Annotated in this window: 16 protein-coding genes; 8 read left to right on the forward strand and 8 right to left on the reverse strand. The window is 59.2% G+C overall.

The genetic code is table 11. The features are described from left to right. The first annotated feature begins 2 nt into the window (after positions 1-2). The 4 genes from V1280_RS36375 to V1280_RS36390 all read left to right on the forward strand — a co-directional run bounded on the left by V1280_RS36375 (position 3) and on the right by V1280_RS36390 (position 4,290). Positions 3-326 (forward strand): 2Fe-2S iron-sulfur cluster-binding protein, encoded by a 324-nt coding sequence (locus tag V1280_RS36375; protein ID WP_334535450.1) that lies wholly within the window; start codon positions 3-5, stop codon positions 324-326. A gap of 5 nt (positions 327-331) precedes the next feature. Further along, positions 332-1,576 carry an NAD(P)/FAD-dependent oxidoreductase gene (locus V1280_RS36380; protein ID WP_334535451.1) on the forward strand — a complete coding sequence of 415 codons (1,245 nt, stop codon included), beginning with the start codon at positions 332-334 and terminating at the stop codon, positions 1,574-1,576. 65 nt (positions 1,577-1,641) lie between these two features. After that, entirely contained in the window at positions 1,642-2,937 is a 1,296-nt protein-coding gene (dctA, locus tag V1280_RS36385; protein ID WP_334535452.1) for a C4-dicarboxylate transporter DctA, read from the forward strand. A gap of 126 nt (positions 2,938-3,063) precedes the next feature. Beyond that, entirely contained in the window at positions 3,064-4,290 is a 1,227-nt protein-coding gene (locus V1280_RS36390; RefSeq protein ID WP_334538497.1) for an amidase, read from the forward strand. A gap of 81 nt (positions 4,291-4,371) precedes the next feature. On the opposite strand, the gene V1280_RS36395 is transcribed toward V1280_RS36390, so the two are convergent. Next, positions 4,372-5,217: an SDR family NAD(P)-dependent oxidoreductase gene (locus tag V1280_RS36395; RefSeq protein WP_334535453.1), complete on the reverse strand. Its 846-nt coding sequence runs from the start codon at positions 5,215-5,217 to the stop codon at positions 4,372-4,374. A gap of 190 nt (positions 5,218-5,407) precedes the next feature. Beyond that, positions 5,408-5,833, reverse strand: coding sequence for a MerR family transcriptional regulator (locus V1280_RS36400; protein ID WP_334535454.1), 426 nt, complete (start codon positions 5,831-5,833; stop codon positions 5,408-5,410). On the opposite strand from V1280_RS36400, the gene V1280_RS36405 reads away from it, so the two are divergent. The 3 genes from V1280_RS36405 (at position 5,811) to V1280_RS36415 (ending at position 7,993) form a co-directional block, all read left to right on the forward strand. Then, positions 5,811-6,923, forward strand: coding sequence for an NADP-dependent oxidoreductase (locus tag V1280_RS36405; RefSeq protein ID WP_334535455.1), 1,113 nt, complete (start codon positions 5,811-5,813; stop codon positions 6,921-6,923). The genes V1280_RS36400 and V1280_RS36405 overlap by 23 nt on opposite strands. Positions 6,924-6,948: 25 nt before the next feature. Beyond that, on the forward strand, positions 6,949-7,458 hold the full coding sequence (locus V1280_RS36410; protein WP_334535456.1) for a DUF2147 domain-containing protein: 510 nt from the start codon (positions 6,949-6,951) through the stop codon (positions 7,456-7,458). Between the two features lie 115 nt (positions 7,459-7,573). Continuing rightward, positions 7,574-7,993, forward strand: coding sequence for a hypothetical protein (locus V1280_RS36415; protein WP_334535457.1), 420 nt, complete (start codon positions 7,574-7,576; stop codon positions 7,991-7,993). 374 nt (positions 7,994-8,367) lie between these two features. Here V1280_RS36415 and V1280_RS36420 read toward each other — a convergent pair whose 3' ends face one another. The 6 genes from V1280_RS36420 to V1280_RS36445 form a co-directional block, all read right to left on the reverse strand. Further along, complete coding sequence (locus V1280_RS36420; RefSeq protein ID WP_334535458.1) at positions 8,368-8,793, reverse strand: YybH family protein; 426 nt, start codon at positions 8,791-8,793, stop codon at positions 8,368-8,370. A gap of 376 nt (positions 8,794-9,169) precedes the next feature. Next, positions 9,170-9,505, reverse strand: a complete 336-nt coding sequence (locus tag V1280_RS36425) for an antibiotic biosynthesis monooxygenase family protein (RefSeq protein ID WP_334535459.1) — start codon at positions 9,503-9,505, stop codon at positions 9,170-9,172. Positions 9,506-9,670: 165 nt separating this feature from the next. Continuing rightward, on the reverse strand, positions 9,671-10,120 hold the full coding sequence (locus V1280_RS36430; RefSeq protein ID WP_074824414.1) for a carboxymuconolactone decarboxylase family protein: 450 nt from the start codon (positions 10,118-10,120) through the stop codon (positions 9,671-9,673). 154 nt (positions 10,121-10,274) lie between these two features. Continuing rightward, entirely contained in the window at positions 10,275-10,892 is a 618-nt protein-coding gene (locus V1280_RS36435; protein WP_334535460.1) for a nitroreductase family protein, read from the reverse strand. A gap of 85 nt (positions 10,893-10,977) precedes the next feature. Further along, a complete protein-coding gene (locus tag V1280_RS36440) occupies positions 10,978-11,979 on the reverse strand; it encodes a quinone oxidoreductase family protein (protein ID WP_334535461.1) in 1,002 nt (333 codons plus the stop codon). 137 nt (positions 11,980-12,116) lie between these two features. Further along, positions 12,117-13,256, reverse strand: coding sequence for a Gfo/Idh/MocA family protein (locus tag V1280_RS36445; RefSeq protein ID WP_334535462.1), 1,140 nt, complete (start codon positions 13,254-13,256; stop codon positions 12,117-12,119). A gap of 93 nt (positions 13,257-13,349) precedes the next feature. On the opposite strand from V1280_RS36445, the gene V1280_RS36450 reads away from it, so the two are divergent. Further along, positions 13,350-14,231 carry a LysR family transcriptional regulator gene (locus tag V1280_RS36450; protein ID WP_334535463.1) on the forward strand — a complete coding sequence of 294 codons (882 nt, stop codon included), beginning with the start codon at positions 13,350-13,352 and terminating at the stop codon, positions 14,229-14,231. Positions 14,232-14,242 lie beyond the last annotated feature (11 nt).

A 14,242-nucleotide genomic window follows, 5' to 3' on the forward strand; every position in this document is an offset into this window, starting at 1 on the left:
TTATGACACGGATTGTTTTCAGGACTCCGCAGGGAACCGATCGCGAATGCGAGGCTGAGATCGGCGAGAGCCTCATGGCCGTTGCACGCAATCATGCGATCCACGGCATTGAGGCCGAGTGTGGCGGTGCCCTTTCCTGTGGCACCTGCCATGTTTACCTCACGGCGCCTGCCAGCGCGGTCCTGCCGGCCCCCTCGGAAGCGGAGAGCAGCATGCTCGAGGTGGTGGCGGGGGAGCGCAGGTCCAACAGCCGGTTCGCCTGCCAGATTGCTATCACGCCCGACTTGTCCGGGTTGTTCGTCGAAATCCCGGCAACGCAGTTCTAGTGCGGATGGGCATTAATCCGGGAACGTTGGGGAGTATCGCTATTATCGGTGCCGGCCATGCCGGTACCGAGGCAGCATTTGCGCTTCGCCTTCACGGCTTCGACGGGTCGATCACGCTGATCAATGGCGAGGATACTTTGCCCTACCAGCGACCACCTCTGTCCAAATCCTTCTTGCAGCGCGGCTTGAGTACGCCTCTGCGTTCGCCGGATGCATTCGTGAGCGCCAAGATCGATGTCGTTCGCGCGAGGGTAAAAGAAATAGATCAAACGCGACTGGCGTTGCTTTTGGACCGAGGCGACGAGATACGGTGCGATCATGTTGTACTCGCCCTTGGCGCACAGCCCAACCGGCTCGCCGTGGCGGAAGGTTTAAACCTTGCCAATCTCAATGACCTGCAATCGGCCGAGCGCCTGCGCGGCGCGTTGCCGCACGCGCGCCGCGTAGCTATCACCGGTGCAGGCTTCATCGGAATGGAGCTCGCGGCAGCCGTGGTGGCTCTTGGTAAAGAGGTGGTGGTCGTTGATCGGGCTGCGAGAGTGCTGGAACGGTCGACGTCGCGCGACGTATCCCGTTATCTTGGCGATCGGCACCGCCTGCGCGGCGCAAAGATCATCCTCGATGTCGGCGTGACCGACATCCGGCGCCATAGCTCGCTGGGCTGTGTTCTGACCCTATCCAACGGCGTGCAGATCGATGCGGACCTCGTGGTCGAAGCCGTCGGCGTCACGCCGAGACTCGAGCTTGCGAAGCAAGCTGACCTTCGGACGGGCATCGGAATCATCGTCAACCGCGATCTTCTGACGTCGGATCCGCGAATTAGTGCGATCGGAGATTGCGCGCAATTTCCACTTTGCGAAGCCTCCCGCGCTATCGTGCTCACCTCTGTTCAGAATGCGGCCGATCAGGCCAAGCACGTCGCCAAACGCCTTGCCGGTGTTCGGACTTCATATTTCGCCGTCCCTTGGTTCTGGAGCGATCAGGCAGATGACAAGCTGCAAATCGTTGGGCTTGTCCCGCAATGCGCCGACCGGGTCGTGCGGCGCTCCAAAAATGACCGATCCTTCTCGATATTTTCCTTTCAGGATGACCGACTTGCCAGCGTCGAAACATTGAATTCTCCAGCAGAGCACGTAATCACCCGGCGCCTCTTGGGCGCACGTGTCCCGATCCGGCCGCAACAGGCCGAAGATCCCAAGTTCGACCTGGCCTCTCTTTTCCGAGCGCCTTCGCAGACCGCAAATAACTGAAGTTGGCGAAAGGCCTAAAGGCCGAACGAGACCTCCAAGTCTTCCAGATAACTGAGGAACAATAGATGTCCATCTCTCTGAGCGAAGGTCTGGTCATAGCGCCAAAGAAGAGTCCGCCACGCGTCTGGAGTTCAATCTATTTCCAGGTCGTTACCGCTGCGATATTTGGCATAGCGCTAGGATGGTATCTCCCAGCGCTGGGTACGGAGATGAAGATATTCGGCGATTTCTTCATTCGCTGCGTCAAGATGGTGCTTATCCCGATCATTTTTCTGACCATCACCGTCGGTGTTGCCCGAATGACCGACATTAAACGGCTCGGTGCGGTTGGAATTAAGACGATCCTCTATTTCGAAGTAATCTCGACGATGGCTCTGGCGATTGGGCTAATCGTCGGCAATCTCGTTCAGCCTGGCGCAGGATTTAATGTTGACGTCTCCAAGATTGATACCGCATCGATCGCTACATTTCAGAAAAGCTCTACGACACTTGCCGACACGATCTTCACACTGGTGCCGGAAAATATCCTTTGGGCCATGTCCAAGGGAGAGATATTACCAGTCCTGATTTTTGCCGTCCTCTTTGGTGTCGGGCTTTCTCTGAGCGGCAAATTCGCTCAGCCGGCCGTCGATGCGATGGACAGCGCACTCCACGGGTTTTTCGGCGTGATGCGCATTGTCATGCGGCTCGCTCCGATTGGCGCGTTTGGCGCCCTTGCCTTCACGATCGGGAAATACGGGATCAGTTCCGTTGTCAATCTTGCGCTGCTTGTGGCCTGCATGTATCTAACGTCAGCGTTCTTCGTTGTGTTTGTACTAGGAGCAGTGGCGCGCATTGCTCGTGTGCCGATGCTGAAATTCCTGCGCTATATCCAGGCCGAAATCGCCATCGTTCTTGGCACCTGTTCATCTGAGAGCGTGCTGCCGCAACTCATGGAGAAGCTGGAGCGCGCGGGATGTCCCAAGCCTATCGTCGGGCTGGTGATGCCTGCGGGTATCACCTTCAACCCGGACGGCAGTGCGATCTATCTGAGCCTTGCGGCGTTGTTCATATCGCAAGCGACGAACACCACTCTGTCGCTAACAGATCAGATCGCCCTGCTTGCCGTCATGCTTGTGACATCCAAAGGATCCGCAGGTGTGGCCGGGGCCGCTTTCATCGCCCTTGCGGCCACGCTGGCCACTACTCACACGCTTCCTGTCGCCGGGCTCGCGCTACTTCTTGGGGTCGACCGCTTCATGAACGAGGCCCGCGCGGTAACCAATACCATCGGCAATGCGCTCGCAACGCTCGTCGTGTCGCGCTGGCAAGGAGAACTGGACGACAAGGCCATGATGCAAGCCTTGGCGCCGGACGTGTGAGCGCCGGTCATCGAGTTCTCGCTTCCAGAGTTCCGGGGGCTTCGATTCCGGATCTGATCGGCCCAAAAACAAGCGCGCCGCGAAACGCGCTGGGCATCGAGTTGTTGGCCTCCTGCAGGATTGATGATGTCTCCCATCACGCCACCCCTTCCTCGTAGGGATGATCCCGTCGGCGCTTTCATGCCGGGAACGCGTCTTCATATCGATCCCACAGGCTCGGGACCGTTGGATGGCCTAACCTGTGGCGTCAAAGATGTCTTCGATATTGCGGGAGCAACAGCGGGCTTCGGCAATCCTGTCTGGGCGCAAACCCATCCGCCGGCAACAGCGCATGCCTGGGCCGTCGAGCGTGTGCTCTCTCGCGGTGCGCGCGTGGTGGGCAAGACCATCTCCGACGAACTGGCCTTCAGTCTCAGCGGCGTAAATCACCACTATGGCGCTCCGCTCAACAGCGCTGCGCCCGATCGCCTGACGGGAGGTTCATCCTGCGGGTCGGCAGCGGCTGTCGCCGCAGGGCTCTGCGACTTCGCGCTCGGAACGGATACGGCCGGCTCCATCCGTGCTCCCGCGAGCTTCTGCGGTCTGTTCGGCTTTCGCCCCACCCATGGCGTAGTGTCGACCACTGGGGTATGCGCACTTGCGCCCTCCTTCGACGTCGTCGGATGGTGCGCGCGCGAGCCTGGAATACTGGAACGGGTGGGAGACGTGTTGTTGCCGCCTGACCAACTCGGTCTTGAATCATCGGTAATCCACTGGGATCTCGAGGCGTGGAGTATCCCGGAAGCGTGTGACCCATCGCACCGCGTTCAGATTTCCGGTCTCGTGTCCCCAAACATCCGGCTTGAGGACGGAGAAGTGAGCGAACGGGGGCTCGACATCTGGTTCGAGACGTTCCGGACATTGCAGCTGGCGGAGGTCTGGGCGCAGCTGAAGGACTGGCTGGAGATCGCAACACCCGCGCTCGGGCCCGGCATCGCGGAGAGGATGAAAGCCGCTCGAAGCGTGACCGCCGAGCAGGTCTCGGCCGCAGCGGCTCTGCGCGACGATATTCGCCGCCAACTGGAGCGAACCTGGCGGCGGACACAAGTGATTGTGATTCCCACCGTTCCCGGTGCAGCCCCGCTGCGGTCCGCTTCCATGGAGACGCTTGAGGCCTATCGGCGGCATGCCATGCGCCTTCTTTGTATGGCAGGACTTGGTGGATGTCCTCAGGTGACGCTTCCGTTCTTGCGCAGGTCCCATGCACCACATGGACTTTCGTTGATCACACCTCCCGGTACTGACCGTCAGCTACTCGCGTTGGCGCACCGAATTGCTGCGAAGTTCGCAGCTTTGGATTTGGAGTGGACGTGATCACACTCCGCGGAGGGCGGTGACCTCGGAGTAGGGTGGTGCTATTGATCGTCGTCGACGCGTTGACGAACCGCGCTAGGGTTATCGAGGCGTCAGACCCAGCTTCTTGGCGAAGATGCGGTCCACCGCCCGCTTGGGCAGCAGCCGCGGCACGGTCCAGTTGAACAGGGCGTTCCTGACTACGGCGTAGCGGGTCTTCGGCTTGTCGACGGTCAGCGCCATGAGCACCACAGCGCCCAGCCGTTCGGGCTTCAGTCCTTGGCGGCCGGTCTTGATGAAATAATCGTTGACCCGTTTCGCCGGCCCCTCGTAGGCGGTGCCCGCGAGATAGCCGATATCGGTGGCCTCGACCTTGTCCCAGATGGCGGTGACCACCGCCCCCGGGCCGATGATGATCACGTCGATCCCGAACACCATCAGCTCGCGCCGCAGCGATTCCGACAGCCCTTCCACCGCGTGTTTGGAACCGACGTAGGCGCCGACGAAAGGCGCGCCGAGCTTGCCGGCCATCGAGCTCATGTTGATCACCCGGCCGGGCCGCGTCTGGCTGGCCGGCGTCGCCGCCAGCAGCGGGGCGAAGGCCTGGGTCACGCGCAGCAGACCGATGACGTTGACATCAAACACCTGTTGGATTTCGTTGATCGGCTGATAGAGCAAGGGTCCGCCCAGGCCGATGCCGGCGTTGTTGACCAGGCCGAACAGCGATTCGCCGCCGAGCGCCGCCTTCACCTGCGCGGCCGCGGCGGCGACGGAGGCCGCATCGGTGACCTCCAGGGTGATGGGAGTGATCTTGCCCCGCGTCGAGGCCGAGGCCTTGCGCAGCAGCTCGCTCGCGGCCTCTGAGCGCACCCCAGCGAAGACGTCGTAGCCCGCTTTGGCTAGGGCCACGCTGGTCGCAAAGCCGATACCGGTCGACGCACCGGTCACCACAACTGTCTTAGACATGTTCGTCCCTGGCTTGTTCGTCCCGCCGCGCAGCCTGCGGTGTGAACACTGATCGCCACAGCCCTAACCTTTAAGTGTGGTTGAGGGTCAAGCGGTAATGGCGAAATCGGCCAAATCGGAGAACGTGCGATCGACATTCGCGGCGCCGACCATGCCGGTCTAACGCAATCCGTCACCTGTCCAAGGCCTGCGTCCGCTGCGGGTCCTTGAACTGCTTCAGAACGCGGTCGATGTTCGCTTCACAGGTCAACCCCTCAGGCCTGTTCTCAACATCAGCGATCAAGGCCTCGATCTGCAATCGCGTCCGCGCCAGGCGCTTTTCCATCGCGCTGATGTCGTCGACCTTTTTCCGCAGGGCGTCGAGCAAAGCTCCATCGTAGCCGCCGGACAGGTCACCGGGCATGAGGCGGCGAATTTCTTCGAGGGTGAAGCCGGCGTCTTGGGCGCTGGTGATGATGTTCAGCGCCACGAGCGCAGCGGGCGAATAGATCCGATAGCCGTTGGCCCGCCGGTCGACGCTGATCAGGCCTTGGGCTTCGTAGAAGCGAATCCGGGACGCGGTGAGCCCGGTGCGTTTGGCCAGTACTCCGATTTGCATGATTTCTCTAATGCCGCTTGACCCTCAACCTAACTTAAATGTTACGGACGAGGCAGTCCAGGAGCGAAAAACGAATGCTTGCATACGTCCTCACGCGATACGGCGGCCCGGTGCGTTGATGGAGTTCCCAGAACCAAAGCTTCGGCCGCGTGACATCCTCGTCAACGTGCGCGCGGCGGGTCTGAATCCGGTGGACATCGGATTTCGGCAAGGAAAGCTGCGGCCCGTTTATCGGCTGAAGCTTCCCCAGGTGCTCGGCAATGAGTTCGCAGGCGAGGTGGTCGCTGTCGGCGATCAGGTCACACGGTTCTCCGCCGGCGATCGGGTGTTCGCCCGGGTCGAGAAGGATCGGCTGGGCGCCTTCGCAGAACAGGCAGCTGTCGGTGAAGACAGCGCCGCCCATATACCCTCCAATATGGATTTCGAGGAAGCGGCGGGCGTGCCCCTTGCGGCGCTGACCGCGCTCCAGGCCTTGAGGGACGAACTCGGCGTGAAGCCGGGGCAGAAGGTCTTCATTTCGGGCGGTGCCGGCGGCGTCGGCACGTTCGCGATCCAGATCGCCAAATGGCTGGGCGCGTATGTGACGACGACCGCTTCGAAGCGGGGAGAGGCCTTGGTGCGCTCGCTCGGGGCTGATGAGGTGATCGACTATGCGAGCGACGATCTCTCAAGGTTCGGAAAGGACTTCGACGCGGGCTTTGATCTGATCGGGGGCGAGACCTTGGACCGGATGTTCAAGATCATGAAGCCCGGGACCAGGATCGTCTCGGTCGCCGCCGTTCCGGAGCCGCAGACCGCGCGGCAGGATCTCGGCGGTCGCAGAATTCTGGCCGGAGCCTTCTGGGCCATGAGCTACGGCGTCAGGCAGCGGGCGCGGCGCGCGGGCGTCGGCTACAGATTCCTATTCATGCATCCGAGCGGGAGCGATCTGGCTCTGCTCGCGGACCCGATCGAACAAGGTCACCTTCGGGTCATCATCGACAAAACCTATCCCTTCGCCAAAATCGCCGAGGCCCTCGCTTACGTTGAGACCGGTCGCGCTAAAGGGAAGGTCGTCGTCATCCAACGAATTTCGTCCTCTCGACCGTAAGCGTCCATTTAGAATGAACGCGGGGATGATCAACGCCCGTCAGCGCGCCTACAACGTCGACGCCCGGCCCGCCCGCACGCGAACTCGTGAAGAGGAAGGAGTAGACCCCATGGGACTTGTCTCAAGCATGACGGCAGCTTGTTTGGCGCTGGTTATCGGAATTGCGACATCTGGCAACGCGAACGCTCAAACAGACGGTGATCTGTCTGGTATCTGGCTGACGCAGGATCAGGGCTCGACCGTTCGTATCAGTCGCTGTAGCCGCGGGTACTGTGGATCTATCGTCAACGCCACAAAAGGTGCCGTCGATGCAAACAACCCGGATCTGAGATTAAGAACACGACCGCTGGAAGGCTTGATGATCCTTCAGGCGCCAACTCCGACGGCAGACGGTTTTGAAGGCCAGCTTTACAACCCGAGAGACGGAAAGAGCTATTCCGGACGGCTTGTAGTCACAGGAAAAAACTCACTGTCAGTAACTGGATGCGTGATGGGGGTCTTTTGCAGAACCCAAACTTGGGTCCGTTCCCAATAACTTCAGTCAATAAAATATGCCTTATCGCCGGCGATCTGACGGAGCCCAATGACTGATGGTCAGCTGTCGGCAGATACGCCCGTACTTATCGATCAGTGTGTTGCGGAGACGAGACGTGCGGATTTTCAAATATTTGTTGATGCTTGCAGTACTTTTGAGTGCCGCGTTTCAGATCGTGTACGGGTGTATTCTCTTTGCTAATCCGTCATTTATCGGGAATGCACTACAGCTAGGTGATGTGAGCTCGAACGTTGCGCTGCTTTCGGTCACCCAATTGTACGGCAAACTATTCATCACATTGGGTCTGATGTCTGGTCTTGTCGCCTACTTGATACATAAAGAGTTGTCCGTCGCGGTCGTTTTCGTTCTGTGGATTTCTGTCAATATGCTTTTCACCGGAGTAATAGCGTTCAACATGACCAAAAATCCGGCTTACCTCTACGCCGATTTGGGACGAGGCGGGGCAATTTTACTTCTGTTATGTATGTACCGATTTTTGTACCTAAAACGGGCAACGCTGATTGCAGCAAAGTAGCGATCTTCGTGTCCTTTATTGCGCGTCAAATCGGAATCGTGATGGTGCTTCCGAAGGTCACTCTGAACTAACATCCATCTGGCATCGACGTGCTAGGGGGACGATGAATGCGATCGGTGCTCATTGTCTGTTGATGGTGATGAGCCTTACTGCGGCAAGACCAGAGACGGGCGCTTTCTCCATTGCCAGAAGATACGGTGTTGAAGTTGAGCCACTTCCGGAAAGAAGCGGAGCGGACAAGCGAGCGCATCGTACGATCCGTTCATGGCCTACGCGCCGACTCGCTGCAGTCCGCAGGCCTTGTTCAATTCGCGGAATGAGCGGTTATGGAATGGCCCCTTCTGGAGCAAAGCGGACCTAAAAACGAGAGATGCCTATTTGCCCTCGTTCCATATGTCGGTGGTGAGCTTCCAGTCATTTCCGACCTTTTCCCAAACCACGACATACTTTCCAGTCACTTCCTGCGGTGTCGCTCCCTTAGTCTTCAGGACGAAGGTCCCGATCTCGCGTGCCGCGGAGGGGCCAAGCGGCTTAACGTCAATGGTTGTGAGCTTCGGATCGCTAACTTGTTCCGCCATGCCTTTCCACATTGTCTCGATGGCCGCTTGGCCGTGTACCATCGCAGAACCGGGTGGGAAAGCGGTCGCATCAGTGCTGTAGAGTGACGCAATCCCGGAGAAGTCGCCCTTGTTGAACAATTCAATCCATTTCGTGTTAATCGCTTCAATCTCGGCCTTCTGAGCCGAAGCCGGTGCGGTCAACGTGATCACGAATGCAATCACCAGTGCTGCGCTGCGCATGATTATCTCCCATCCTGATCTTGACGTCGAAGTGGATGCGTTGAATGCCGCATCCCAGACCGCGTTTGGAGCAACGGCAATTCCGGGGAATTACCGTCAATAACATTGACGAACCGCGGCAACACAGCGCCTCGCCCAGCTTGCCAAGTAGGATAGGAGCGACGAGAGTGGCCAACGAATTCATCGTCCATTTCTCGCGGAGATTGCTCAATTGCCACGATGGGTTCGTCCGAACTGGTGTGCCGATGAGGTCTCGCAGTTTGCCGGCCTGCCGAAGAAGAGCTTTCCCTTATTGCTTGACCTCCTCGTTGGGTGAAAAACGCGACTTCGCAAGGAGGACCGGTCTTGGCGCAAAGCGGACAAAACCGTAGTCGCTTCAATTCGGCTCGCCGGCGGGAGTGAAGGTTCGCACGACTTCGTAGACGCCGGGTTCAAACTTGGCGATCGTGAGCGCTTCCTGAAGAAACGGAAGCGGGGCAGGATCCTGACGCATCGCCTGATAATCTTCGATGCTCCGCCATTGTGCATACATCGTGACCTTCGTCCCGTCAGTGCTGCGATGGAGGCTGGCAGAAACAAAGCCCGGCGCCCGACGCACTGAAACCTCCGTGGCTCCGGTTAGAAGTTCAACGAGCCGTCGCTGATTTGCCGGTTCAACCGTGAACATGTTGATCAGGGTCATTACGTCGCTTTTCGTAGAAATCGTGGTCATTTTGTCGCTTCCTTCAGAGAGGGGTCGAGATAAGGCCGGAGTACGCTGCTGGTGGGTGACCGGACAGCATATCGAGGCTTCCCGTCTTGTGGCCTGAGCTGAAGCTCCGTGCGAAACCAGCCTCGGTCGCCGGATGGGCGGCCCGTCGGCGTGCTTCGTTCACATTTAAGTAGCTGCCTTGGGTGGGTTGCGGAATCCGATTGCCAGCCGGTTATAGGCATTCATCAGCCCGATCGCGATCGTCAGGTCGGCCAGTTCCTTTTCAGAGAACGCCGCCGACGCAGACTCGAATTCACCATCCGGTATAGCGGTGTCGGCGACGCGCGTGACTGTTTCAGCCCAAGCCAGAGCCGCACGTTCGCGTGAGTCGAACAGAGAGCCTGCCTCGCGCCAGGCTGGGACGAGCACCAGCTTTTCGACGGCCAAGCCGCCCTTAAGCAGGTCGCGAGAATGCATGTCGATGCAATAGGCACAGCCGTTGATCTGCGAGACGCGCAGATAGACCTGATTGACGAGCTGAGCGGGCAAATTCGATTGCGCGATATAGGCGTAAACCCCGCCAAGGGCCTTTACGCCGACCGGCGCAATGGTGGTGTAGTTCAAACGTTGGGTCATGGGATATTCCTCAAGGTCGAGTTAGATAACGCCAGCGTTTAGGGCGGACCAACCGGTTCTGGCGGCGGATGAAAGGGGTGGATTCACCACACAACCGATCTCCCGAGAGTTCGACGAGGCGGGTGTGAAACGCGACCGGCGCTGGTTAGAAGAGTTACGCGAACGCGAGCACGTCCGAAATCGGCCGACGCGGCTTCTGCGGCCAATTCGCCTCCGTCGGATAGCCGACGGCAACGAGGAGTGCCGGGACCTCATTATCGCTGAGACTAAACTCACGTGACACGCCGACCGGATCAAACCCGATCATCGGCGTAGTGCCCAGACCCATCGCCTGCGCGGCGTGAATCAGTCCGCTTGCGCCAAAGGTCGCCGATCGAATTGCCTCATCGCGCTGGGTCTGAGGCTTCTCGAAGTAAAGCGATTTTGCTGCGGCTTCCCAGCCCGGCACCATCTCGACAGGCATGAAACCTGCCGCAACCGAGCCCGCCAGTCGATCAGCCATCACGTCAGCCACGGCCAGTTCACCGACCATGATGAAAGTGACGGCAGCTTCGGTAACCTTGGGCTGATCAGCCGCAACCGCCCGCAGCCTTGCTTTGGCTTCCGGCGACCGCACCGCTATAAAGCGCCAATTCTGCAGGTGGAACGCGGTCGGCGAGAATGTCGCCAGGCGCACCAGCTCACGAATTTCATCGTCGGGAATGCTTTTCGACGCATCGTAAAGGTTGGTGGTTTTCTGGCGCTCGATCGCTTCAATCACAGAGGTATTCATCGCAATATTCCTTTCCTTTAGTTGAGCATTGTTTCGTGGATCGGGGCCGCGGGCGTCTTCGGACGTTGCAGCGCATGAGATTTGATCAAGGGAGATCGGCGGCCGTCACACGCAGCACTGCCGCGCCGGTGGTTCGGCGCTCTTCGAGATCATGGTGAGCTTCGATTAGCTGGCTGAACGGATAAAGATTGCTCGGATCGACCTTGAGAATTCCCGTCGCGATTGCGTCGAATAGGTCGGCTGCGGCGATCGCCAGATCTTCTGCAGTGGACGTATAGTGAGGGAGAATGGGCCACGTCAGATAAAGCGCGCGTGGTGCCAACTCGAATGGGTCCACCGGGGCCGGGAACCCAGACGCCTTCCCGAATTGCACAAGCATTCCGCGCGGCCTGAGAACTGCCAGCGACCCACGGAACGTGTCCGCCCCGACGGAGTCGAAAACAGCTGCCACGCCATTGCCTGCGGTGAACGCGAGCGCTTCAGCGACGAAGTCTTTGGAGGAATAATTGATGACGTGGTCGCAGCCGGCATGACGTGCAAGCTTCGCCTTAGCGTCGCTGGACACTGTGCCGATCACCTTCAGGCCAAGTGCTTTCGCCCATTGAACGAAAATCTGGCCTACACCGCCCGCTGCTGCATGATACAGAACGGTGTCACCGGGTCGGAGCTCGAGCACCTCTTTGAGCAGATAGCGAGCGGTGAGCCCCTTTAGAAAGGCACTAGCTGCCTGGTCGTCTGAAACACCTGCCGGAATGCGGACAAGCCGGTCTGCGGGATGCAAGCGGGCCGTAGCGTAGGCGCCAAATGCGATATCGCCATAGACGACGCGGTCACCCACGCTGACGTTCTTGACGTTTTTGCCAACGGCTTCGACTACTCCGGCGGCCTCGTCGCCGATGATCGCTGGAAAGGCAGGGACCGGAAGAGTACCTCTACGATAATAAACGTCGACGAAGTTGAGACCTATGACGGTGTTGCGGATCAATGCTTCATCGTCGCCCGGTTCACCCACGACGATGTCCTCGAACCTCAGGACTTCGGGAGGACCATATTCGTGAATACGGGCGACTCGCGCGGTGGTTGGCATGACATTTCGCCTTTCAAAGCGCCAGCGATCATCGTTCGCCTGCTCGCAGAGCGGCGCGAATGTTACCCGGCAGTTGGTGGAGGATGGTCGCGGCCGGTGTGATTTGCCCCAAGGCGGAGGACCGGCCGCGGCAGCGTCTAAAGCTTGATGCGATGTCCGTTGGCTGACGAGACCGCTGCCTGTTCAAGCAGCCGCTGCATGAAGAGGGCGTCCTCGAAGCTGGGCACGGTTCGCGAGCCGCTTGCGAGATCGCGGGCATGAACCTCGAAGAGATCGGCGAGCTCCAGCACGCCGCTAGGAAGATCAGAGGGCGGCAACCAGTTGTACGATGCTGGCATTGCGAGTGGCGCCATCTTGGTGTCCGCTACGCGGGCACCGAATAGATTATATTCTTCGCCCACGTCCCCGAACGCCGAGGTGTTGGTGATCCGCAGGTCACCATCATCGCCCGTGATATCGATCTGAACGCCGGTGCCATGATGCTTCCCGCCCTCGATATGGACGGCGAACACGGCTCCGCTTGCGAGGATGCCTTGCAGCAGCAATTGATCCGGAACCTTCGTGCTGATCTCCTCGCCCGTTTCGACGATTGTGATTTCCGGCCACTGGTTGACAGAAACGGCCGAGATTTCAGTCGGACGGCCTACGATCGAGAAGAGCGGGTCCATCAAGTGCGCGCCGAAAATTGAGGTAACGCCCATGAAATTTTCGGGGAAGGCGCTCCAACGAATCGCCTTGCTGCGATTTTTGCCGAAACTGCTCACCGTCACATGCATCCTGACCGAGCGCACACGACCGACGTAGCCACCGCCGAGAAGATCCTTCAGATAGCGTAGCCCTGGGGCGAACCGGCGTTGGGTGCCGAGAATGGTTTGCACACCAGCTTTTGCCGCAAGGTCGACCAGTTCAGCCGAGGTCTTCGAGTCCGGCGTCAAGGGCCACTCGCAGTACACGGTCTTCCCCGCAGCGATCGCTGCGCGTACCGCTTCCTCGTGCTGCGGACCTGTCGTGAGCACGAGGACGATGTCGATGTCTGGATGGCGAACCAATTCATCGATCGATCCGACGACATGCCTGATACCGAAGGTGTCCGCAGCCGATTGCGCGGCGTCGCGACGCTGGCTGTAGACAGCCGCCATTTCATATTGCGGCATAAGGCTGAGCACGCGAACGGGGCCGTTCAAAGCCCAGTTTCCGATGCCGATCAGGCCAACACGGATGTTCGTGTGGTCGGCAGAGGGGGCACGACTGTCGGCTATCATTGATGAGGTGGACATGGGCTTCTCCTGCTTGTTGAAGCCAATATCGATTGCTTTTGTCTCGTTGATAATTAGGCTATTCTCGATTGGACCTTTCGGGATTTGCGAGAAATGGACACCCTGGAAGCCCTCCGCCTGTACGTAACCATAGCTGAGACCGGCAGCTTTTCAGCCGCCGCCCGCCAAGCGTCTGTTTCGACCTCAACGGTGACGGTCGCGCTTCAGCAGTTGGAAGAGCAGGCGCGTGTTAGTCTGATCACGCGATCGACCCGCAGATTGAGCTTCACGTTCGAGGGGCGACGTTTTCTCGCCGACGCCAGAAAGCTCTTGGCAGACTGGGACGCATCCATCGCCGGGGTTCAGGATGGGCCCTTGCGCGGCCCAATCCGGATGACGGCCACGCAAGATTTTGGCCGGACCGAAGTAGCGCCCCTGATCGATCACTTCCTCGACTTACACCCCGCCGTACAAATTGCGCTGCACTTGTCCGATGGTGTCGTCGATCTCGTGGAGCAGGACATTGACTTGGCACTCCGCAATGGCCCCTTGGCGGATTCGGCTCTCAAGGCTCGACTGATGCTTCGGGGGCGCCGCGTGGTGTGCGCCGCGCCATCCTATTGGGCAAACCATGCTGCACCCAATCACCCGGATGACCTGGCCGCGCACAATTGCCTCGTCCACCCGCGCCCTGGATCGACCTTTTCTTCGTGGTCTTTCACCATTGAGGGACGACCGGTCACGGTTCGCGTTGCGGGCAATCGCGTTGCCAACGATGGCGGCGTTCTTCGCCAATGGGCGCTCGACGGCCACGGCGTCGTCATGCGAAACGATTTGGATATCCGCAAGGAGCTTGCCTCTGGCGCACTTGTCACCGCTCTCGACAGGTTCGTGACTTCCGACGCCAATCTGTACGCTGTCACCGCAGGCAGCCTCTCCAGTCTGCGTGTGCGAACGTTCATCGATTTCCTGGCGAAGAATCTGGTCGCGGACTGACCTTTCCGGTG

Source organism: Bradyrhizobium sp. AZCC 2230 (genome assembly GCF_036924495.1).
Classification (GTDB): domain Bacteria; phylum Pseudomonadota; class Alphaproteobacteria; order Rhizobiales; family Xanthobacteraceae; genus Bradyrhizobium; species Bradyrhizobium rifense.

What these genes read in the sequence shown, in the direction of transcription:
- V1280_RS36375 (WP_334535450.1), top strand. Translation starts at nt 3, where the DNA reads ATGACACGGATTGTTTTCAGGACTCCGCAGGGAACCGATCGCGAATGC.
- V1280_RS36390 (WP_334538497.1), top strand. Translation starts at nt 3,064, where the DNA reads ATGTCTCCCATCACGCCACCCCTTCCTCGTAGGGATGATCCCGTCGGC.
- V1280_RS36410 (WP_334535456.1), top strand. Translation starts at nt 6,949, where the DNA reads ATGATCAACGCCCGTCAGCGCGCCTACAACGTCGACGCCCGGCCCGCC.
- V1280_RS36420 (WP_334535458.1), bottom strand. Translation starts at nt 8,793, where the DNA reads ATGCGCAGCGCAGCACTGGTGATTGCATTCGTGATCACGTTGACCGCA.
- V1280_RS36400 (WP_334535454.1), bottom strand. Translation starts at nt 5,833, where the DNA reads ATGCAAATCGGAGTACTGGCCAAACGCACCGGGCTCACCGCGTCCCGG.
- V1280_RS36435 (WP_334535460.1), bottom strand. Translation starts at nt 10,892, where the DNA reads ATGAATACCTCTGTGATTGAAGCGATCGAGCGCCAGAAAACCACCAAC.
- V1280_RS36425 (WP_334535459.1), bottom strand. Translation starts at nt 9,505, where the DNA reads ATGACCACGATTTCTACGAAAAGCGACGTAATGACCCTGATCAACATG.
- V1280_RS36380 (WP_334535451.1), top strand. Translation starts at nt 332, where the DNA reads ATGGGCATTAATCCGGGAACGTTGGGGAGTATCGCTATTATCGGTGCC.
- V1280_RS36445 (WP_334535462.1), bottom strand. Translation starts at nt 13,256, where the DNA reads ATGTCCACCTCATCAATGATAGCCGACAGTCGTGCCCCCTCTGCCGAC.
- dctA (WP_334535452.1), top strand. Translation starts at nt 1,642, where the DNA reads ATGTCCATCTCTCTGAGCGAAGGTCTGGTCATAGCGCCAAAGAAGAGT.
- V1280_RS36430 (WP_074824414.1), bottom strand. Translation starts at nt 10,120, where the DNA reads ATGACCCAACGTTTGAACTACACCACCATTGCGCCGGTCGGCGTAAAG.
- V1280_RS36450 (WP_334535463.1), top strand. Translation starts at nt 13,350, where the DNA reads ATGGACACCCTGGAAGCCCTCCGCCTGTACGTAACCATAGCTGAGACC.
- V1280_RS36440 (WP_334535461.1), bottom strand. Translation starts at nt 11,979, where the DNA reads ATGCCAACCACCGCGCGAGTCGCCCGTATTCACGAATATGGTCCTCCC.